Genomic DNA, 20,556 nt, shown 5'->3' with positions numbered 1-20,556 from the left:
CGGGAATAGCTCAGTTGGTAGAGCACGACCTTGCCAAGGTCGGGGTCGCGAGTTCGAGTCTCGTTTCCCGCTCCAATCTCCCTTCAAATTCAATCTCTCTCCCCCAAGTTCACGAATCCAGTTGCTCAATACAATCACTGCCACATTCAGTTGGTAGAGCATGATCCGCGCTTGCCAAGGCTGGGGTCGCGAGTTCGAGTCTCGTTTCCCGCTCCAATCTCTCTTAGAAGTCCTCACCATCCATTTGAATTGCCCATTACATCGCGCTGCGATGATTTGTCGTATCCGGCGTTCAGCCAGATCAGAGCCATGTTTGCTGTACTCGTGTCGTACACAAGGGCGGGAAGGGCTGTTGCTGCTGCGGGCAGGTTGATGATCGTGGTGGGGAAGGGGAAATGGCAGGCAAAAAAATAGGAGGGGCGATGGCTCCTCCTACCGGCTCACTGGCGCTGGCTTAGATAACGGTAACGTTCTCAGCCTGAGGACCTTTTTTGCCCTGGGTCACAGTGAACTGTACTTTTTGACCTTCAGCCAGGGTCTTGAAACCGGCGCTCTGGATGGAGGAGAAGTGAACGAAAACGTCCGGTCCCTGGGATTGCTCGATAAAGCCAAAACCCTTGGTCTCATTGAACCATTTTACTTGGCCGGTGCGAATGTCAGACATGTGGTAAGTCCTATCTATAACAAAATGAAACTAAGCCTGGTTGGGCAGCATTTGCCTAGAAAGCAGGGGTTGAAGCATGACTGACCACGTCAATTTGTCCCAGTAGCATGTAGCACAATCCCTGTCTAAAGCACAAACGATTGTACGTGAGCACGATCCCTTGTCAATTTGGCACTTTTCATTTTTTGAGCAAGCTAAAAATATTGTGAAGTCAGTAGCTTGTTTCACGGGAACCGGTCAAAAAAACGGGAGGCGCCAGGCCTCCCGTTTCATCACTCCTTGAGGGCGAATCCTTCGCCCTGTCGGTCGTAGCGATAGATGGCCTGACCGTAGGAGCGGATCTCGACCCGCTGGATGCGGCGGGTGTCGTCCACCAGGATGAAGATGGCGCGACCAGACTGCAGGCGGGTCAGCGGGCGATCAGGCCCTTCAATGGCAATGAGGCGGCTCAGCTCGGCGCCCGGCAGCTCGAACTTGCGGAAGATGGAGTAGAGGGTTTCACCGGCCTGCACATCGTGTTGCAGCCAGGTGCCATTGACCTTCTCTTCCACCGGTTTGGCCGCGGCGGGGGTATTGCCGCTGGCGCCGTTGCCCACGGTGAGGGCCTGGGCCGGTACGGCGATGGGTACCGTCAGCGAACCGGACGGCGCCGCCTTGGGTTCGGTCGGGGCGGGTTCCCAGGCCAGTACCAGCAGCCAGAGCGGGATCAGGATCAGCAGCCCTATGGTGTGCTTGCGGGGCAGCGGGCTGGCCAGTTTGAACTTGCCAGTCCTGGGTTCCTGGCCGCGCTGGCCAAGTCCGCTCATGCCCTGGCCGATGCGTTGGCGCAGGGGCAGGGTAGCGGCATTGATACGATGGAGCAGGGATCCTTGTGATTCGTCTTGGCGACGCTGCTGGGCTCGTCTGTTGTGGCCACGGGGGCGACGGTCCGGGGTGGGCACGGCATTTACCTCTCACTACATTGCCTGCCATCAGGCAAATTCGTGCCTATGGTAAACGGACTCGCCCCCGAGGGGGAGAGTCCTGACCGTGAAAATTATCAGCTGAGACGAAATTGTCCCAACAATTGCTGTAAACGCTCGGCCGCCTGACGCAATGCCTGGCTGGCTTTGGCTGTCTCGGTGGCATCCTGGGCGATGTCGTTGGCCAGTGCGTTGGTTTTTGACAGATTGCCGGAGACGGTCTCGGAGACCGAGCTCTGCTCCTCGGCGGCGGAGGCGATCTGGTAGGTCATGTCGTTGATGGTGGAGATGGCCTGATAGATGCTGCCGAGCGCCTCTTCCGCCAGGTCTGCTTCCCCCACCGCCTGATGGGTCAGCTGCTGGCTCTGGTTGATGGCGTTGACCGCGTTGGCCGAGCTGTGGCGGATCTTCTCGATCAGCTCCTGGGTATTCTGCACCGCCTGCTGGGTGTTGCCCGCCAGCTTGCGCACCTCGTCGGCCACCACCGCAAAGCCGCGGCCCTGCTCGCCGGCTCGGGCCGCCTCGATGGCGGCGTTGAGCGCCAGCAGGTTGGTCTGATCGGCGATCCCCTGAATGACGGTGAGGATGCTGGTGATCTGCTCGCTGTCGTGAGCCAGCCCTTCCACCACCTCGGCGCCCTTGCCGGCTTCGGCGGCAACCTTGTGCATCGACTGGATCACCTGCTGGAAGCGCACCTTGCCCTGATCCGCCGCGCCCTGAGCCTGTTTGGCTGAGTCGGCGGTGTTGTTGGCGTGGGTCGCCACCTCCTGGCTGACGTAGGACATCTCCTGCACCGCAGTCAGCATCTGTTCCATCTCCGCCTGGTGGTGCTGCAGGTTGTTGTCGGTTTGGCCGGCGATGCGGTCGGTGTCGCCGGCGTGACGGTTGACCTCGCTGGCGGTCTTGAGCACATCCCCCAGCAGCACCTGCAGCTTGTCGATGAAGCGGTTGATGCCCTTGGCCAAATCCCCCAATTCATCCTGGGACTGGGTATTGAGCCGCTTGGTGAGATCTCCCTCGCCATCGGCGATGTCATCCACCAGGCTCACCATTTGGCGGATGGGGCCTGTGATGCTGCGGGCAATGACCAGCATGGTGGCCAGCGCCAGCACCAGCACCACGACGGCACCCACCAGTTGCTGGGTCATGGCGGCCCGGTTCATGTCACCCAGCTGGGCTTCCAGCTGATCGGCACCGGCCAGCACCACCTTGTAGGGCAGGGTGACTATGATGGCCCAGTTGCGGCTCATGCCCGGCACCGCGATGGGCACCGAGATGCGAAACGCATCGTCGAGCTCCTCGCGCTGTACCTCGGGTTTGAGGTACTGCTGCCAGCCGTTGCCGAGCAGTTTGTCGGCGCGACTGCCGAGCAGGCTGGCATCCCCGCTGGTGCCGGTGATGACGCCGGCGGCGCTGACGATCAGGGTCTCGCCCTTGCCGTCATAGATGTTGCTGTTGAGGGACTGGGCCTGACGACTGATGGAGTCCACCGCCAGATCGAGGGCGGCTATCCCTTTGAACTGGCCGCCCACCATGATGGGGGTGGTGATGGTGCTCACCAGCACCTGCTGGCCGTTGATGTCCACCTTGAAGGGGTCGATGAGGCAGGAACGTCCCTCCCGTTTCGGGCAGGCGTAGTAGTCGTTGGCCGGATTGCCGAACTCATCCGGATCGCTCTTCTCGATGGAGAGCAGCAAATCGGTGCCGATCTGGTCCTTGTCACGATAGAAGTAGGGGACGAAGCGCCCCTTGCTGTCACTGCCCAGCGCCGTCTGGCCGGCAAAGCTGGCGTCCTGGCCGTCGAAGCCGTTGGGCTCGAAGCCGGCGAAGGCGCCGTAGAGCTGGGGTTCGAGGGCGAGCTGGGCCTTGAGCAGGTCGGTGGCCTGCTGGCGATCCAGCGGCAGCTTGCCCTCCTGCTGCAGGGCGAGGGCGCTGGCCATCTGCTGGGTATAGGAGAGCCCCTTTTGCAGCAGCTGGGTGATGGTGGCGGCCTCGGCACGGGCGTTGGCGCTGACCTTCTGCCAGGCCTCCTGCTGCAGGGCGGCGCGGCTGGAGCTGATGGTCAGCTTCTGGGTCTGTTGACCCGAGTACTGGTTGAGCAGGATCAGGATGACCAGGGCGGCGGTCATGGCGATCCCGGCCATCACCAGAATGCGATTCTGGATAGAACGGAACTGCATCGTCTCTTCCTTGTTGGTGAGCGTTATTTGAATATCGGCCGGAGGAGGCAGCTCTCCAACACTTTGCATAGCAAATAGGAAACGGGGATTTTGTTTTGCGATCCCCTTCAAACATCAGGTGGCAAGGGGGCGGACCGGTGCTTTGTTCCCCCTACTTTGGCTCGTGGCAGCGCCATGGTTTTCCCATCCGTCACTGTCGGTGCTAAAATGCGACGGTTTTTTTAACGAATTGGCCCAAGGCCCTCTACACAAGGCTTAAAGATGAAAGTCAAAACCCGTTTTGCTCCCAGCCCGACCGGCTTTTTGCATGTCGGCGGTGCCCGTACCGCACTCTATTCCTGGTTGTTTGCAAAGAACCAGGGCGGTGAGTTCGTGCTGCGTATCGAGGATACCGACCTGGAACGTTCCACTCAGGAGGCCATCGACGCCATCATTGAGGGCATGGAATGGCTGGAGCTGAACTGGGATGAGGGCCCCTACTACCAGACCAAGCGCTTCGATCGCTACAACGGCCTGATCGACGAGATGCTGGCTGACGGCCGCGCCTACAAGTGCTACTGCTCCAAGGAGCGGCTGGAAGCGCTGCGCGAAGGCCAGATGGCCAATGGCGAGAAGCCCCGCTATGACGGCAAGTGCCGCGACCACGCCCACGACCATCCGGCCGATGCGCCGCACGTCATCCGCTTCCGCAACCCCACCGAAGGCTCCGTGGTGTTCGATGACCACGTCCGTGGCCGCATCGAGTTCGCCAACACCGAGCTGGACGACCTGATCATTCGCCGTACCGACGGCGCGCCGACCTACAACTTCTGCGTGGTGGTCGATGACTGGGATATGGAGATCACCCACGTGGTGCGTGGCGAAGACCACATCAACAACACCCCGCGCCAGATCAACATCTACAAGGCGCTGAACGCGCCGGTGCCGGAGTTTGCCCACGTCTCCATGATCCTGGGTGACGACGGCGCCAAGCTCTCCAAGCGCCACGGTGCTGTCTCCGTGATGCAGTACCGCGACGACGGCTACCTGCCGGAAGCGCTGCTGAACTATCTGGTGCGTCTGGGCTGGTCCCACGGCGATCAGGAGATCTTCAGCCTGGAGGAGATGATCAAGCTGTTCAGCCTGGATGCCATCTCCAAGTCTGCCTCAGCTTTTAACACCGACAAGCTGCTGTGGCTGAACAACCACTACATGCGCAGCCTGGAGCCGGCCTATGTTGCCAAGCATCTGGCCTGGCACATGGCCAACCAGCAGATCGACACCAGCAAGGGCCCAGCCCTGGCCGACGTGGTCACCCTGCTGGCCGAGCGCTGCAACACCCTGGTCGAGATGGCCGCCCAGAGCCGTTACCTGTTTGAAGAGTACGAGGCCATCGACGAAGCGGCTGCCAAGAAGCACCTGCGCGGCGTTGCCGCCGAGCCGCTGATCCTGGCCAAGGCCAAGCTGGCTGCCCTGGAAACCTGGACCACCGAAGCGCTGCACGAGCTGATTGAAGCCACTGCTGCCGAGCTGGGTCAGGGCATGGGCAAGGTCGGCATGCCGCTGCGCGTGGCAGTGACCGGTCTGGGTCAGTCCCCGGCCATCGACGCCGTGATGGCGCTGGTGGGCAAGGAGCGGGTTCTTGCTCGTATCGATCGCGCCCTGGCGTACATCGAAGCACGCATGGCTGCCGAGTAAGCTTGCCGTCGCACATTGCCGTCACCGGTCTGGGGTAATCTCTCCCCCGCCATCGATGCCGTGATGGCGCTGGTGGGCAAGGAGCGGGTACTGGTCCGCATCGACCGCGCCCTGGCGTATATCGAAGCGCGCATGGCTGCCGAATAAGCACCAGCCAGTGCTTGCGGAAAGGGCTCCCGTACGGGGGCCCTTTGTTTTTGGCCAAAGGCCGGTTTTGTGACATAAAACAGCGAGATAGCTGTGCCATTGCCGGTTAAATCGGCTAACTGCTTGAATTTTGACTAAACGCGCGAATCGCCGTTATTTTTGGGTTGACAGCAAAGCGGCCGGTGCCTATCATGCGCCTCCGTTGCCGGAGATAACTTTGGTAGCGCCGAGGTGAGTTGGGGTTATAGCTCAGCTGGGAGAGCGCTTGCATGGCATGCAAGAGGTCCGCGGTTCGATCCCGCGTAGCTCCACCAAATTCTCCTCGAACAATCTGGAATCCAAGGGGTTATAGCTCAGCTGGGAGAGCGCTTGCATGGCATGCAAGAGGTCCGCGGTTCGATCCCGCGTAGCTCCACCAGGTTCCTGATTGAAATGAAGTGCCCAGGGCAGTGCGGTGTGTATCACCCAGGCCGACTTTTGTGGGGTTATAGCTCAGCTGGGAGAGCGCTTGCATGGCATGCAAGAGGTCCGCGGTTCGATCCCGCGTAGCTCCACCATTTTTCGTAATGAAAGTAGAAAAGGCCACCGTACTGCGGTGGCCTTTTTGTTTTGCGCTCCGTTCACCGGTCGTGCCGACGATCCATAAAAAAGCCCGCATCGCTGCGGGCTTTTGGCGTGATGGCAAGGGTCATCAGCCGTGGCGGCGACGCCAGGCCAGCGGCAGCAGGGCCAGCAGCAGGGCGCCCATGGCACCGCCACCGCCGTTGCTCTCCTCTTTCAGCTTGAGGTCGACGATGATGGGGTCGTGGTCGGAGGCGCTGAACGGGTTGTCCGACTTGATCATGTCGCCGGTGAAGTCCCGGCCGTACTCGAACAGGTTGCTTTCGAACGAGTTGATGTGCCAGTCGGCCACGGCGATCACCTTGCCGGCCAGCGCCGGGTTGGCGAGGGCATAGTCCAGGGTGCCGAGCTCGGCTTCGTAGCTGTAGGAGATGGCCTTCTCCTTGTTGAACTTGACGTTCATATCCACCAGGCCGTAGCTCTTGGCCACTTCGCTGCCGGTCTGCTCAAAGACCTGGTCACCGAGGAAGGTCTGGGAGGCTGAGACTATCTTGCGCTGGCCGTTGGTCGGCACATAGTCAGTCAGCACCCGGATCGCATCTTCCCGGGCGTAGGAGTTGAAGTCGCCCACCAGCAGCACCTGGCCGGGCAGCTTGCTCACCGCGTCGCCCAGCACCTTGGCGGCGCTGACCCGGAACTCGGTGCACTTGCCCTGCAGATCGGCCGGCTCCTTGCCGTTCAGGTTCTCCAGGCAGCCTGAGCCCTTGGATTTGAGGTGGTTGACCACCAGGGTCAGCGGATCCTTGCTGCCCTCGACGGTGAAGGTCTGCACCAGGGAGTCACGCTGGGAGGCCTGTTTCTCGACCCCTTTGGCATCCAGGTATTTCTGTACCGGCAGGGTGATGACGTTGGCGTCCCCTTGCGGTGCCAGCTTGGCCGGCCGGTAGATCATGGCCACCATGATGGCGTCGCCACCGAAGTAGTGCTCGCCCTGCAGCAGCGCCTTGGGCAGGGTGACGAAGGCGTACTGCTTGCCCGCCTCTTTCTGCTGGGCGTTGAGGGCCTGCACCAGGTCGCTGATGGCGGAGTGGCTGTCAAAGCCGTTGTTCTCCATCTCCATCAGGCCGAGTAGGTCAGCATCCATCTCGGTGATGGCGTTGACGATCTTGGCGCGCTGCTTCTGGAAATCTTCCAGGTTCTTGGCGCCGCGGTTGCAGCCCTTGGCGCTGTCCGCATCCGCCTGATCCTTGCACAGCACATTGAGGGCACCGCCCACGCTGGAGTGGCTGGTGAAGTAGTTGAGTACGTTGAAGCTGCCGACGCGCAGATCGGTGCCGTCGGCACGGGCCGGAGCGCTCTGACGGTCGTTGTCGCTGGTGCGCAGCAGATCGCCGGCGGTGATCATCTGATCCTGCGGCACGATCAGCCGGTACTCGTTGTAGCTGTAGCCCACCATGGCGTCCAGATTGACCGGGGCATCGCCGATGCGCAGGTAACCCTGCTCTGGCTCCCAGGCCGGCAGCCAGGGCAGTTTGCCGTCGGCGGCCTTGAAGTCCGATTCGAGGAACACCCGGTTGCCGGCGTTGGCCTTGGCCAGTGCCTTGGCGGCCTTGCTGTCGGCGTCGTGCAGCTGGGTCGGCTTCATCAGCGGCGCCTGGTGGGAGAGCACCAGGTTGTTGCGTCGGGCGGCGTAGTCATAGCTGAAGTTGCGGCTGATTTTGAGCGCGCTGTCGGCATCGAGGCGTACCCGCATCCCTTCGTGACGCTCCAGCGCCCGTGCCAGGGTCTCGTTTTCCAGCACCCGCAGCGGGATGGCGGCCGGGGCTGCGCCCTGGGCGATCACCTGCAGGCGCGGGGTGCCGCTGTCAGTCAGAGGCTTGAGCTGGGTATGGCCATAATACTCCTCGACCTTGGCCTCCAGGCAGACTTCGGCGCCCGGCTTGATGTCCGGGTACTTGCTGGCGAAGTTTTTGTCGTTGAGGTAGACGAAGATGCCGTCCGAGGTCTGGGGGTTGCCATCGCCCTGCACATCCAGCAGGTAGAACCCCTTGTTGAGGCTCTCGCCCAGACCCGAGACCACCGCCTTGACCATGACGCTCTGGGGGCTTTCGAACTTGTCGGCGGGAATGAGCGGGCTCTTGTCACCGCTGCCCTGAATGACCGGGATCGGGGTGAGGTCGCTGTCGGCCGGGCAGCTGAAGCCGGCGGCATAGACGGACGGGGAGGCGAGCGCAATCCCCACGGCCAGCGACAGCAGGGTACGTGTTCCTTTCATATCTGTTCCTTTTTTATTTTTTGCCAGTGTTTCCATAGCCTTGGCGCATCGGCCAAGGGCGCGCATTGTCACATTTCTGGCATGTCGTACCAGTGAGCCAACGCACATTACGGGGATACAAATGAGGGCAATGCCGGTTTTTTTGACTTAGCTAACAGCATGAAACTAATGACAAATTTGTTATTTCATCCGATTGGCGAAAATGTGATCCCGCTGGCATCCACATATTTTTCCTCGAGAATGAAGATTGAGACTCGGCTGGTTGATTCCTATACTCGGCTTGTTCCTCACGGAACCCAGGTAAAGGGCAAACCGGCCGAGACGCCGGGACGCAATGCCTCCGGTCTTCAGATCGTGCGATCCAGATAGCGGGGCTTCCCAGGGTGAGGGTGACGTTTGTGGCAGGTCCATTGCCAGTTGTCTGCGCCCATCACGCAGGTTGCGCTTGTGCTTTGCCTTGGAGACCAATGCCAAGACAAAACAAGGAAGATAACAATATGCAACAGACCCTAAGGCCCAGCAGGCTTGCCATGCTGGTGGCTTTGGCTGCCATGCCCGCCTGGGCACAGGCCGCTTATCCCGCCTATCAGGCCGGTACCGCCTACAAGGCCGGCGACATCGTCAGCAACGTCGGCAATCTCTATGAGTGCAAAGAATTTCCCTACTCCGGCTGGTGCGGGGCCTCGCCCTATCACTATGAGCCAGGTGTCGGGGTCGTCTGGGCCGATGCCTGGAAACTCTATGGCGGCGAGGTGCCGCCCCCGGCGCTCGGCGTAGCTGTCAGCTCGCCGGCTGCCGGCGCCAGTGTCAACGAAGGGGCCAGCGTCGCGCTGGCGGTGACCCTGAGCGGCCCGGTGACGGCGCTGGTCAAGGTCGAGTACCTCATCGACGGCACCCTGGTCGCCACGGCGAGTGCCTCGCCCTGGAACGGCAGCTGGCGTGCCGCCGGTGTCGGCGCCCACGCCCTCAAGGCGCGAGCGCTGGATAAAGACGGCAAGGTGCTGAGCGAAGCGGATTCCAGCTTCAAGGTCGCCGCCGTGGTGGCGCCGGAGGCGCCCAAGGTGAGCATCGCGAGCCCCGCCGCCGGCGCCAAGGTGACCCTGGGTCGCAGCGTGGCGGTGAGCGGCAACGTCACCGATGCCAACGACGACGTCGCCAAGGTCGAGCTGTTCGTCGATGGCAAGAAGGTCGGGGAGGACACCAGTGCCCCCTGGCAGGTGAACTGGACGCCCCAGAGCAAGGGGCTGGCCGGCCTCAAGCTGGTGGCGACCGACAAGGAGAACCTGAGCGGCGAGTCGAGCCAGGTCGACGTGCAGGTGGAAGAGGCCGCCCTGCCGCCCACCGGTGGCAACCTCTCCTGCGACATTCGCCAGATCTACCGCCCGGATGGTTACGAGTGCATGGGGGATGATCACGCCCGCCGGGTCATCGGCTACTTCACCTCCTGGCGTACCGGCAAGAACGGCTTGCCCTCCTATCTGGTGAGCGACATCCCCTGGGACAAGATCACCCACATCAACTACGCCTTCGCGGCGGTGGACGAGCAGAGCCACACCATCAAGGTGGACGATTCGGCGACCAAGATGACCTGGGACGGCGTGCCGGGTGCCGAGATGGATCCGGAGTTCGCCTACCAGGGCCACTTCAACCTGCTGTCGAAGTACAAGAAGCAGTATCCGGACGTGAAGACCCTGATCTCGGTGGGGGGCTGGGCCGATACCCGCGGCTTCTATACCGCCACCACCAAGGGTGACTGCTCGGTCAACACCGACGGCATCAACGCCTTTGCCAACTCGGCGGTGAGCTTCATCCGTCAGTACGGCTTTGACGGGGTCGACGTCGACTACGAGTATCCCACCTCCATGAAGGATGCGGGCAACCCCAACGACTTCCCGCTCTCCAACCAGTGCCGCGGCAAGCTGTTTGCCAACTACAAGGTGCTGATGCAGACCCTGCGCAGCAAGCTCGACAGCGCCGGCAGCGAGGATGGTCGCAGGTACATGCTGACCATCGCCTCGCCGGCCTCGGCCTACCTGCTGCGCGGCATGGAGAACTTCCAGGTCACCCAGTACCTCGACTACGTCAACCTGATGACCTACGACTTCCACGGCGCCTGGAACAACTTCGTCGGTCACAATGCCGCACTGTTCGACAACAAGGCGGATGCCGAACTTGCCCACTGGGGCGTCTATACCCAGAGCCAGTTTGGCGGCATCGGCTACCTCAACGCGGCCTGGTCTGCCCACTATTTCCGTGGCGCCCTGGCGGCCGGCAAGATCAACGTGGGCGTGCCTTACTACACCCGCGGCTGGCAAGGGGTCAGCGGTGGCACCCACGGTCTGGGCGGCAAGGCCGCCCTGCCGAGCCAGAGCGATTGTCAGCCGGGTACCGGTGGCAGCACCATTCCGTGCGGCAACGGGGCGGTCGGCATCGACAACATCTGGCACGATCTCGACAAGAACGGCAAGGAGATCGGCGGTGGTGCCGTGCCCATGTGGCATGCCAAGAACTTGGAGAACGCCGCCAGCCTGGGTATCACCACCATGCCGAGCTACGGTCAGGCCTGGGGTCTGGATCCCAACAACCCGGCTCACGTGATGCAGGGCAAGTACGTGCGTTACTACGATGACAAGGCGCAGGCGCCTTGGCTGTGGAACGAAGAGAAGAAGGTGTTCCTCTCCACCGAAGATGAAGAGTCCATGGGCCACAAGCTCGACTACATCATCAAGCGGGGCCTGGGTGGGGTCATGTTCTGGGAGATGGCGGGTGACTACGCCTTCGATCCGGCCAAGAACGAGTACGGCATGGGGGATACCCTGACCACGCTCGCCTACGACAAGTTCGCCAAGGCGACCAAGTACGACACCAGGCAGAACGATCTGGCGGCGCCAACTGCCCAGCTCGACATCGCGGTGAGCCTCTCCGGCTTCAAGGAGGGGGATTCCAACTACCCGATCAACCCGACCCTGAAACTCACCAACAACTCGACCCAGACCATTCCGGGCGGTACCCGCATCGAGTTCCTGGTGCCCACCTCCACCTCCGACACCATCACCGACCAGAGCGGGATGGGGCTGAAAGTGGTGGAGAGCGGCGGCAACCAGAACTCCGACGGCATCGCCAACGAGAAGGACTTCCACAAGGCGGCCTTCACGCTGCCGACCTGGAAGGCGTGGGCGCCGGGCAGCGACGTGGAAGTGGCGATGACCTACTATCTGCCAGCCGCCGGTGTGCCGAGCGGTATCCGCATCATCAGCGGTACCCAGACTGCGGGTCTCAAGGCCGAGTTCCCGACCCTGCCGGAGGCCGTGCTGGGCAGCAGTGGTGGCGGTGAGAACCCGGGCGGTAGCACCTGCAGCAGCCAGAACGTCAATCCGGCCGCCTACAAGGCCTATCCGACCTGGCCGCAGGGGGATCACGCCAACGGTGGTGATCGTATGACCAACAATAAGGCGGTCTGGCAGGCCAACTGGTGGACCAGCAGCGAGCCCAAGGCGGGCGATGGCAGCTGGAAGCTGGTGTGCAGTTACTGAGTTGTCCAAGCTGCCGCACCAGCAGCGAGCTCAGAGCGGGCGATAGCTGCTGGAAACTGGTATGCAGCTACTGAGTTGTCCAGGCTGCTGTACCAGCAGCGAGCTCAGAGCGGGCGACGGCAGCTGGAAACTGGTGTGTAGCTACTGATGACCGTTTGAGAGGCAGGCCGGCACTCTGCCAAGCCTGTTCTCTCGCAAGGCAATGACCCAATCCGGAGCCCAGGCTCCGGATTTTTTTATGGCGGGGTAATAAAGGTTGGGCATAAAAAAGACCGCTCCGGGGAGCGGCCAATTGCCACCAAGGCAATCTGCGGGGTAATCCCCTTGTTGTTGATCGGCAGGGCGGGAGCCCGTCCTGCCGAGTGTTGTTGCGTGCCTTGCCGAGGGATGGCCCCGGTCGGCACGCGGCTTGGTTACTGGGTGACGGCGCCGCCCTGCTGCTCTTTCAAGAAGCTGATCCAGGGGGAGGCGCGGCCGCTGACGTTGCCGTTCTGGGCAGCCTGGGTGAAGGCGGAGAGTGCCTCCTTCGGCTTTTGCTGCTCAAAATAGGCGACCCCGGTCAGGAACTTCAGATCCGCCCGCTGCTCGCCGCTGGCGTTGGCGGCAGGCTTGGCGGCGAAGGCCACCAGATCCTGGTAGCGCTTGCTCTGGATCATCATGCGCGCCATCTTCAACTGCAGATCGGCACTGGGGGCCAGCTTGTAGGACTTGGCCAGGGTGTCGATAGCCGGGTCCAGCTCCTTGGCCTGGTGCCAGTAGTTGGCCAGCGTCTTGTAGTTGGCCGCGTTGCTCTCGATGGTCCCTTCCTTCATCGCCTTCTCCATCACGCGGGCGGCGCGGTGGGGAATGCCGGCGAAGGCCAGGTAGTTGGCGAGGCGCTGCAGCTCGCTGGCTTCGGTCAGCATGCCAAGGTTGTAGGCGCCTTCCAGCGCCGCCAGGGCCTTGGCATCGTTGCCCGCCTGCATGTGCATGGCCGACAGCTGGGTCCAGTACTTCTTCTTCTCCGGGTAGCGGTCGACCAGTGCGGTCAGTACCTCGGTGGCTGGCTTGTACTGCTTCAGCTCGTAGTGAGCTGCCATCTTCAGCAGGTACCAGGACTCCGGCGCCTTGCCCGCGGAGAGCTTGATCGCGTTGTCCACCGCCGGAATGGCTTCCCGATACTGCTTGAGTTGCACATGGGCGTTGGCCAGCGTGATGTAGGCGTGCGGGGTCGGCTTCTCGTCCTTGCCGAGGTTCGCGAACCACTGGTTCATGGTGCTGATGGAGGCCTTGAAGTTCCCCTCCGCCATGTAGAGCTGGGCCAGGTTGTAGCGCACCTGCTGGGCCACCGGCTGGGGCAGCCCGCCGGTGGCGATGGCATCGGCAAAGTACTTGGTCGCCTGACCGTACTTCTCCTGTTGCGCCGCCACGAAGCCCAGGGTCTGCAGAATGACCCCCTTGTCGTAGACCCGCTCGCCGGCGCCGGACAGCGCCTCCTGCAGCTTGGCATTGGCCTCGCCGTATTTCTTCTCGGTGATCAGTGCCTGCGCCTTGTTGACCGCGCGGTAGGCGCGGTCAGAGAGGGCGGGCTGCTCGGCGGCCCAACCGGCGGTGCTGAGCAGCACCGCCATGGCGACCGGGGCGAGGATCAGGGTGTGTAACTTTTTCATCGCCACCTTCCTTAGTTGGTCGCAAACTCGATCTCTTGCTGCATGCGACTGGCCTGCGGCTTGCCATCCACCATGGCCGGTTTGAACGTCCATTTGGCGATGGTCTGGCGCGCTGCCTTGCCGAGGTCGTAGCTGCGTGGCTCTTCCTTGACGATCCGCACGTTGCTGACGGTGCCGCGCTCGGTGACGGTGAATTCCACCAGCACCTTGCCGGAGGCGAGGCCGGCCAGCGCCGCCTTGCGGGGCATCATGGGCTCGAAGGTCGCCAGCGGAATGGCGCCGTTGTTGCCACCCATGCCGCCACCACCGCCGCCGGTACTGTAGGCACCGAGGGCGTTGCCGCCGCCGATGTTGACCGGGATGTCGAGTTTGGGCATGTCCATCGGCGAGCTCTCCATCTGCGGCCGATCCGTGCTCGCCACTTCCATCTCGGGAGGGGGGGGCGGGCGTTTCGGGGGCGGCGGTTTGGGCAGCTCACGTTGTCTCTCTTGCAGGGTCTCCTGAGGCTTGAGGCGAATGAAGTCGGTCATGGTGACGTCCTCCTTCTCCGTCAGCTCCCGGTGATCCGGCGTGATGAGCTTGTTCATTCCCAGGAACAGGAAGAACACCACCACGCAGGAGACCGCTAACGATATCAGGTATCTCATGGCATTCGCTCCGGCATCAGCTGCTCTTGTCGGCGGCGATGGAGATGTTCTGGACACCGGCCATGCGGATCTGATCCATGACCTGGACCACCAGACCGGAACGGGATTCGCTGTCGGCCTGGATCACCACGGCGCTCTCCGGGTTTTCGGCCCGCAGCCGTTCGATGTTGGCACGCACGGCACCCCTTCGACGATGCGCTTGTCGACCCAGACCTGGCCGTTCTCGCGGACCGCGACCATGATGTTCCCCTTCTTCACCGTTTCGGCCGTGCTGGCGCTCGGGCGGTTGATCTCCACGCCGGACTCCTTGACGAACGAGGTGGTGACGATGAAGAAGATCAGCATGATGAACACTATGTCCAGCATGGGGGTCAAATCGATGGCCGCCTCATCAGCACTGCTGTCGCTGTGACGTTTTCTCATGGCAAAAACTCCTTGCTTGTTCTGTGCCCCCGCCAGAACCGGGCCCGGCGGGGGAGTGCATCCTGCATCAGCCGTGTTTCAGGTTGTCTTCCAGCTTCTGCACGGCCAGCTTGGCCTTGTGATCGAGCCGGCTGACAAAAAACAGACCGGAAAGGGCGGCAATCATGCCCGCCATGGTCGGTACCGTCGCCTTGGAGATCCCTGAGGCCATTGCCCGCGGTGAGCCGGTGCCGGTGATGGCCAGGGTGTCGAACACCTGCACCATGCCGACCACGGTCCCGAGCAGTCCCATCAGCGGGCAGAGGGCGATCAGCACCTTGATGACCGGCATCCCCTTGTCCACCGCCATAGCCACCCGGGAGACCAGCTCGCGGCGGATCTGCCTGGCGGACCAGGAGAGGTGATCGCTGCGGGCCAGCCAGGCGGCCTTGGTCTGCTTCACCTGTTGCGGGTAGACCGCCATGAAGTAGAACCAGCGCTCCAGCAGCAGGGCCCACATCATCAGGGTCAGGAAGAACAGGGCGACCAGCACGTCGCCCCCCAATCCCAGAAACCGGCGGACCGACTCGACTTCTTCAATCAACCAGAACCACATGGGTGACTCCTTACGCTGCGGCTTTGGAGGCGTGCAGACGTTCCTGATAACGGGCGACGAAGCCGGCGCTCTGCTCTTCCAGCACCTGGATCAGACGGCGGCTCTGGGTCTGAACGATGGTGTAGAGGAACAGCATGGGCACCGCGACCACCAGACCCTGCATGGTGGTGACCAGGGCTTCGGAGATACCACCCGCCATCAGCTTGGGATCGCCGGTACCGAACAGGGTGATGGCCTGGAAGGTGGCGATCATGCCGACCACGGTACCCAGCAGACCCAGCAGCGGTGCCACCGAGGCGATCAGCTTGATGATGCTGATGCCCTTCTCGAACTTGGGCACGTTGCGCAGGATGATCTCGTCGAGCTTGGACTCCAGATCCTCGATGTTGTCGCCACGGTGCGCCTGGTAGGCGCCCAGCATCTCGCCGATGGGGTTGCCCTTGATGATCTGATCGGATTTGAGCTGCTTGCGCATGGATCCGCCGATGAGGGAGAGGCGGGCACCGCAGAACAGCGCCAGCAGGGTGCCGATGACCCCCAGTGCCAGGATCACGTAACCCACGGAGCCGCCCTGATCGATGCGCTCTTTGAGGGTTGGCGACTGCACCAGCAGGGAGAGAATCACGCCGCGGGACGGGTCGATGAAAATGGGTTCGACGCTGCCACCGCCCTGTTCAAACTTGGCGACCGGTTCCAGCACATTGTTTTCAGGCTGACGGGAGAGCTGTTCGAACTTGCCGGTCTCCGGCACGAAGGTCAGGTACTTGCCTTCGGAGACGGTGTTGAACTCGCCGATCTGGGTGACGGTCTTCTCGGCCTGGTTGCCTTCGCCATAGACCACGGTGGCCGGGATCTGGCTCACCTTGCCACCGTCGACCATGCGGCTGAGGGTGGTGGTCCAGAAGGCGGTCAGGTCATCGCTGGAGGGGAGCTCCTTGCTCTCGGCCAGGCGGGTCAGCAGGGCGGTCTGCTCCGGATGCTCGACCCGACGGGCGGAGGCGTTGAAGATCCCCTTGAACTCGCCGGCGAACTGGCGCAGTACGCCGAACATCTCGCCCATGTTGCCGGAACGCTGGCGCAGGGTCTCGGTCAGCTCGGTCAACTGCTTGTCATTGGCATCAAAAGTGGCCTTGAGCTGCTCGCCTCTGGCGGTCTCGGCAGCCAGGTCGGCCTTGGCCTTGGCCAGCAGGGCGGTCTGCTCGTTCTTGTCGGCCAGGAAGCGGGCTTCCCGCTCCTTGTTGAGCTGGGATTCAGTGGTGCTGGCAGCCTTGACCTGATTGAGCAGGGCGTTCAGATCCACCGGTTTCTCGGCGGCGGTCACCGGCAGGGTGACCAGGGTAGCGCCCGCGATCAGCGAGGCGATGGCAAGTTTGATTCCTTTCATGATGCTTTCTCCGCAGTTTGAACCGGCAGCTTGATGAGGGCGGGAGGCGCCTGCTTCTTGGCGATGCGAAGGCCCTGTTCCACTGCACTGCGATACTCCTGGGGCAACTCTTCCCACTGGCGGGTCTGCTTGTTCCACATGCCGGTTTCCTGGCCGTCAGGGGACTGGTAGAGCAGGGCAATGCGGCCGACGCGCAGGAACTCGTAAGTCTTCTCGCTGCCATCCTTGTCCAGGCTGGCCTTGTAGGACTCGATGGTGCGGCTGAAGCCCTCCTCGATCTGATAGGCCTCCAGGATCTTGCGGTACTTCTCGGAGATGGTGACATCGGCCCGGTTCATCAGATCGGTCAGGGCCGCCACGCGGTCCTCCCGCTCAACCTTCTGGAACGGCAGATCCAGCGAGACGAACTGATCGAGGGAGTCGATCATCTTGAGCATCAAGGGCACCACTTCGGTGCTGGTCTGATCGATCTGGGCGATCTGGCGCTGCATGGAGGCCAGCTCGCTGCTCTGGGATTCGACCATCTTGCCCACCTGCTCGTTGTAGGTGCGCAGGCTGTCGACCTGGCGCAGAGCGGCCTTGTACTGGGCGAGGGCGGATTCGGCAGAGTCGGCGTAGTTGTCGATCTTCTGCTGGGAAACTTTGGATGCATTGTCGGTGGCGGCTTGAGCGTCCACTGCCTGGCTGGCAGAGGCGGCACTCAGATTGAAGCTGGTCAGCAAGGCAGCAGAAACCAGGCTGCCGAGGAGCGCTTTCTTCATTGTAATTGTCCTTGTTTTCATAGGATTACCCTATCTCCGTAACTTCCTTGGACGTTGGGCAAAGCCGGCCCGACCGGGCCGGCTTAGGTTGGTATATCAACGGCAGTTGATTAGAACTTCTGGGTGTAGTCGAGGTAGACGATGCGTCCGTCGATGCCGTAGAGATCTTCGTCGTAGGTGAAGCCGTCGCTGGAGAGCGAGGGGCCTACGTTGAACATGTTCTTCACACCGGCTTGCAGCTTGCCGTTCCAGGGGGTGTCAACACCGACGTTCAGATTCCAGGTGGTCTGGGAGGCGATATGGCCCTCGGTCCGACCGTCAACATAGTCCTGGCTCTGGGAGTCGATATAGCTGGCACTCAGGTAGGTATCCATGTTCCACCACTGCGGCACATTGACCCCGACACCGGAGTTGAAGCGCAGTTCTGGCTTGGCGTTCCAGCCCTTCTTGTCGACCATGGGACCACCGGCGAACAGACCCTCTTCATATTTCAGAATGTAGGTGCTGCCGAAGTCGTAGCGCACGGTCGCGACGTTGAAGTCGTACTTGTAGTCAGCCTTGAAGTCCAGACCGCTGGTCTTGAGCTGGCCCAGGTTGACCATGCCGGCGTAAACCTGCTCCACATCGCCGTTGGCATCGCGGATGACGTTCGGGTTGCTGCCGGTGTTCAGCTCCTGATAGAACTGGGTCTGGGTGGTGGCCAGCTGGATCACGTCATCAATCTTGATGTAGTAGTAGTCCAGCGAGAGGTTGAGGTCGTCGATCGGGCTGTAGGCGGCACCGATGCCGAAGGTGTCAGCCGTCTCTTCCTTCAGGTTCTTGTTGGATTGGCGAACCGTGGTGTACTGCTCTTCCGGGCAGTTGGCCACACCGTTCTTCTGGCAGGAGACATAGTCCTTGGCGAAGTCGGCGGAGTCGGCATCGGCCGCGTACAGGTCATCCAGACCCGGAGCGCGGAAGGACTGCGACCAGGAGGTGCGCAGCAACAGGTTGTCCAGCGGCTGATAGCGCAGGCTCGCCTTGGGCGAGAAGGCGCTGCCAAAGTCGCTGTACTTGTCGAAACGACCGGCCAGGTTCAGCTCGATCTGCTCGGTGATGGGGATCAGGCTCTCGATATAGGCAGCGAAGACGTCGCGCACTCCACCGCCCGAGTTGCCGGAAGAGCCGATGACGTTGCCGGCCGCAGACTGGCTGTCATAGGTGTCGGAGTAGACCCAGTCGTTGTACTCGGCCCCCAGGTACCAGCCGATGGGGCCGGCCGGCAGTTCGCCCATGCTCCAGCCCAGGCCACCGTACCACTGGAAGAAGTCCATCTTGGAGGTGCGGCTGGTGTCGTAGGAGAGGCTGTTGGTGGCGGCACTGGAGAACTCGCCGTTCTTGAAGTTGCCGCTGTCGACCTCCTGCTGGACCGCCGGATTCAGCACATAGCCGGTCCCGCGGTTCTTGTTGTCGGTCTTGGAGTACATGTAGCCCGCATTCCACTCCACATCGCCCACCGCCTCGGTCGGCAGTGTGCCTTCGAAGCCCAGGTTCATGCTGCCGGTCAGGTCGGTGACGTCGTTGTCACGGGGGCCGACGTTGCTGAAGCGATAGTAGACGGTAGCCTTGTCGCCAATGAAGCCGTTGTCGGCCAGCAGCTGGGCGCCGCCCGGGGTGGTGCCATCGATGCTGAAGGGACCGGCGGCCGGGGCGAAGCGGCCGAAGCTGGTGACCCGCGAGCCGATCAGCTGGGGTACGAAGTCGACGTTGTCATTGATGTGATAGCGGCCGTTGACATAAACGGTGTCCCGGGTACGGGAAGCGGTCTTGGCGGCGACCTGGGCAAAGTCGAAGCGGCAGGCGGTACCGACCGGCACGAAGCCGGGACCGGTATTGGCGCAGTCGATGCCGTCCAGGGTACGGGTGACCGTCTTGCCGGTGGCGGCATCGATGCCCTTGATGTTGCGGCCATACAGGCTGGGAGCAGAAGAGCCCTGCAACGCCAGGTAGTCGCGATCCTTGTAGTAGATCTCGTCCTTGACGTCGTGTTCGTACACCATCATCAGGGCGCCCTTCTCCCCGGTGATGCCGCTGACGATGGAGCCGCTCTTCTCGTCACCACCCTCTTCGGTGGGAGAGCCGATACGGCCCTGGAATTCCAGCCCTTCATAGTCCTGTTTCAGGATGACGTTGATGACACCGCCGATGGCATCGGAACCGTACAGAGCCGAGCCGCCGTCCAGGTTCACTTCTACCCGCTCCACCGCCGCCATGGGGATGGAGTTGAGGTTGATGGCGCTGCCACCCATGGAAGGAGAACCGGCGACCCGCTTGCCGTTGAGCAGCACCAGGGTGCGCTCTGAGCCAAGCCCGCGCAGGCTGACGGTGGCCTGGGATTGGGCTGAGCTGCCGGAGGAGGGGGAGATACTACCGAAGGAGTTGTAGGAAGCCTGCTTCAGGTAGTCGGCTACGGTCTGCTGACCGGATTGTTCGATCTTGGCCTTGCTGACGGAGACGACCGGGGTGGCGCCTTCCACGTCGACACGGGAGATGCGCGAGCCGGTAACCTTGATCTTCTGGAGTTTTTCGACGTTTTGGCCTTCTTCGGCCAAGACAGGGGTGGCCGCTACTGCCGCGCTCGCCAAGGCAAACGCAACGGCAGCAGAGAGTCTGCTTTTCCTAAGCATCGCTTATATCCTTCCTGGTTGTTTTTTTGTTTGCTTCCATACCGCCCTCGTTGGGGCGATGCGTAAGGCTTATCAAGGTTTGGCGGTTGACGTCAATTGAGGCGGTACGGATGGGGGCGTGGCGGGTAATAAGATGACTATGTTTTATTTGTTCGCATTTGGCAGAGATTTATTCTGATTTGGTAACGTTTTCCTATGTAAAGGTTTTGTTAAAGTAAATTGATTCCAGTTTATCGATTAATTTTGAACTTATCGATAAGGGTGGTGTCTTTCTGGGTTTTATATTGTTGAGTTAGGTGTTTTTAGCATTATTGTCTGTTTTGGTAGTGTGTTCGGCTGAGGTTCAGGCTGGGCGCTGAGAGATCCCCTCATAATTTCCCCAAAGCGTAACCATGTGTGAATAAATTTTGAGCTAGTAGGGTTGCAGCCACG

At 61.5% G+C, this 20,556-nt stretch carries 13 protein-coding genes, 3 tRNA genes, 1 pseudogene and 1 riboswitch; of the genes and pseudogenes, 6 read left to right on the top strand and 11 right to left on the bottom strand.

Annotated features, from left to right (window positions below; genetic code table 11):
* Positions 1 to 454: 454 nt before the first annotated feature.
* From PG897_RS21980 to PG897_RS21970, 3 genes are all read right to left on the bottom strand, one after another.
* Positions 455 to 664, bottom strand: a complete 210-nt coding sequence (locus PG897_RS21980; protein WP_005297820.1) for a cold-shock protein — start codon at positions 662 to 664, stop codon at positions 455 to 457.
* A gap of 272 nt (positions 665 to 936) precedes the next feature.
* Complete coding sequence (locus PG897_RS21975; RefSeq protein ID WP_043170351.1) at positions 937 to 1,605, bottom strand: LysM-like peptidoglycan-binding domain-containing protein; 669 nt, start codon at positions 1,603 to 1,605, stop codon at positions 937 to 939.
* Between the two features lie 98 nt (positions 1,606 to 1,703).
* Positions 1,704 to 3,806 carry a methyl-accepting chemotaxis protein gene (locus PG897_RS21970; protein WP_026141314.1) on the bottom strand — a complete coding sequence of 701 codons (2,103 nt, stop codon included), beginning with the start codon at positions 3,804 to 3,806 and terminating at the stop codon, positions 1,704 to 1,706.
* Positions 3,807 to 4,067: 261 nt separating this feature from the next.
* Here PG897_RS21970 and gltX point away from each other — a divergent pair, with 261 nt between their 5' ends.
* From gltX to PG897_RS21945, 5 genes are all read left to right on the top strand, one after another.
* A complete protein-coding gene (gene gltX, locus PG897_RS21965) occupies positions 4,068 to 5,483 on the top strand; it encodes a glutamate--tRNA ligase (RefSeq protein WP_201881341.1) in 1,416 nt (471 codons plus the stop codon).
* A gap of 15 nt (positions 5,484 to 5,498) precedes the next feature.
* Entirely contained in the window at positions 5,499 to 5,630 is a 132-nt protein-coding gene (locus PG897_RS21960; RefSeq protein ID WP_226014091.1) for a glutamyl-tRNA synthetase, read from the top strand.
* A 238-nt stretch (positions 5,631 to 5,868) separates the two neighbouring features.
* Positions 5,869 to 5,944 (top strand) — tRNA-Ala (locus tag PG897_RS21955).
* 28 nt (positions 5,945 to 5,972) lie between these two features.
* Positions 5,973 to 6,048: transfer RNA gene (locus PG897_RS21950), tRNA-Ala, on the top strand.
* 63 nt (positions 6,049 to 6,111) lie between these two features.
* Positions 6,112 to 6,187 (top strand) — tRNA-Ala (locus PG897_RS21945).
* A gap of 134 nt (positions 6,188 to 6,321) precedes the next feature.
* On the opposite strand, the gene PG897_RS21940 is transcribed toward PG897_RS21945, so the two are convergent.
* The gene (locus PG897_RS21940) at positions 6,322 to 8,466 is read right to left on the bottom strand and encodes an ExeM/NucH family extracellular endonuclease (RefSeq protein ID WP_201881339.1); all 2,145 of its coding nucleotides are present in this window, start codon (positions 8,464 to 8,466) and stop codon (positions 6,322 to 6,324) included.
* Between the two features lie 296 nt (positions 8,467 to 8,762).
* Positions 8,763 to 8,848: riboswitch (cyclic di-GMP riboswitch) on the top strand.
* Between the two features lie 115 nt (positions 8,849 to 8,963).
* On the opposite strand from PG897_RS21940, the gene PG897_RS21935 reads away from it, so the two are divergent.
* A complete protein-coding gene (locus tag PG897_RS21935) occupies positions 8,964 to 11,999 on the top strand; it encodes a glycosyl hydrolase family 18 protein (RefSeq protein ID WP_370689006.1) in 3,036 nt (1,011 codons plus the stop codon).
* Positions 12,000 to 12,412: 413 nt separating this feature from the next.
* Here PG897_RS21935 and PG897_RS21930 read toward each other — a convergent pair whose 3' ends face one another.
* The 7 genes and pseudogenes from PG897_RS21930 to PG897_RS21900 form a co-directional block, all read right to left on the bottom strand.
* Complete coding sequence (locus tag PG897_RS21930; RefSeq protein WP_010633016.1) at positions 12,413 to 13,648, bottom strand: tetratricopeptide repeat protein; 1,236 nt, start codon at positions 13,646 to 13,648, stop codon at positions 12,413 to 12,415.
* 11 nt (positions 13,649 to 13,659) lie between these two features.
* The gene (locus PG897_RS21925; RefSeq protein WP_005297832.1) at positions 13,660 to 14,295 is read right to left on the bottom strand and encodes an energy transducer TonB; all 636 of its coding nucleotides are present in this window, start codon (positions 14,293 to 14,295) and stop codon (positions 13,660 to 13,662) included.
* Positions 14,296 to 14,311: 16 nt separating this feature from the next.
* Positions 14,312 to 14,718 (bottom strand): annotated as a pseudogene (locus tag PG897_RS21920) (ExbD/TolR family protein).
* Positions 14,719 to 14,785: 67 nt separating this feature from the next.
* Positions 14,786 to 15,313 (bottom strand): MotA/TolQ/ExbB proton channel family protein, encoded by a 528-nt coding sequence (locus tag PG897_RS21915; protein WP_005297834.1) that lies wholly within the window; start codon positions 15,311 to 15,313, stop codon positions 14,786 to 14,788.
* A gap of 10 nt (positions 15,314 to 15,323) precedes the next feature.
* Entirely contained in the window at positions 15,324 to 16,697 is a 1,374-nt protein-coding gene (locus PG897_RS21910; protein ID WP_017784161.1) for a MotA/TolQ/ExbB proton channel family protein, read from the bottom strand.
* Positions 16,694 to 17,458, bottom strand: a complete 765-nt coding sequence (locus PG897_RS21905) for a DUF3450 domain-containing protein (RefSeq protein WP_005297842.1) — start codon at positions 17,456 to 17,458, stop codon at positions 16,694 to 16,696. The genes PG897_RS21910 and PG897_RS21905 overlap by 4 nt, the downstream gene beginning before the upstream one ends.
* Positions 17,459 to 17,568: 110 nt before the next feature.
* Positions 17,569 to 20,124, bottom strand: coding sequence for a TonB-dependent receptor (locus PG897_RS21900; protein ID WP_201881337.1), 2,556 nt, complete (start codon positions 20,122 to 20,124; stop codon positions 17,569 to 17,571).
* Positions 20,125 to 20,556: the final 432 nt, after the last annotated feature.

Source organism: Aeromonas sp. QDB20 (assembly GCF_027707805.1).
Lineage (GTDB): Bacteria > Pseudomonadota > Gammaproteobacteria > Enterobacterales > Aeromonadaceae > Aeromonas > Aeromonas dhakensis.
This window is presented reverse-complemented; position numbering and strand designations above follow the sequence as displayed.

Coding starts and splice junctions, on each gene's coding strand:
- PG897_RS21980 (WP_005297820.1), bottom strand. CDS start 664: ATGTCTGACATTCGCACCGGCCAAGTAAAATGGTTCAATGAGACCAAG.
- PG897_RS21970 (WP_026141314.1), bottom strand. CDS start 3,806: ATGCAGTTCCGTTCTATCCAGAATCGCATTCTGGTGATGGCCGGGATC.
- gltX (WP_201881341.1), top strand. CDS start 4,068: ATGAAAGTCAAAACCCGTTTTGCTCCCAGCCCGACCGGCTTTTTGCAT.
- PG897_RS21940 (WP_201881339.1), bottom strand. CDS start 8,466: ATGAAAGGAACACGTACCCTGCTGTCGCTGGCCGTGGGGATTGCGCTC.
- PG897_RS21935 (WP_370689006.1), top strand. CDS start 8,964: ATGCAACAGACCCTAAGGCCCAGCAGGCTTGCCATGCTGGTGGCTTTG.
- PG897_RS21930 (WP_010633016.1), bottom strand. CDS start 13,648: ATGAAAAAGTTACACACCCTGATCCTCGCCCCGGTCGCCATGGCGGTG.
- PG897_RS21925 (WP_005297832.1), bottom strand. CDS start 14,295: ATGAGATACCTGATATCGTTAGCGGTCTCCTGCGTGGTGGTGTTCTTC.
- PG897_RS21915 (WP_005297834.1), bottom strand. CDS start 15,313: ATGTGGTTCTGGTTGATTGAAGAAGTCGAGTCGGTCCGCCGGTTTCTG.
- PG897_RS21910 (WP_017784161.1), bottom strand. CDS start 16,697: ATGAAAGGAATCAAACTTGCCATCGCCTCGCTGATCGCGGGCGCTACC.
- PG897_RS21905 (WP_005297842.1), bottom strand. CDS start 17,458: ATGAAGAAAGCGCTCCTCGGCAGCCTGGTTTCTGCTGCCTTGCTGACC.
- PG897_RS21900 (WP_201881337.1), bottom strand. CDS start 20,124: ATGCTTAGGAAAAGCAGACTCTCTGCTGCCGTTGCGTTTGCCTTGGCG.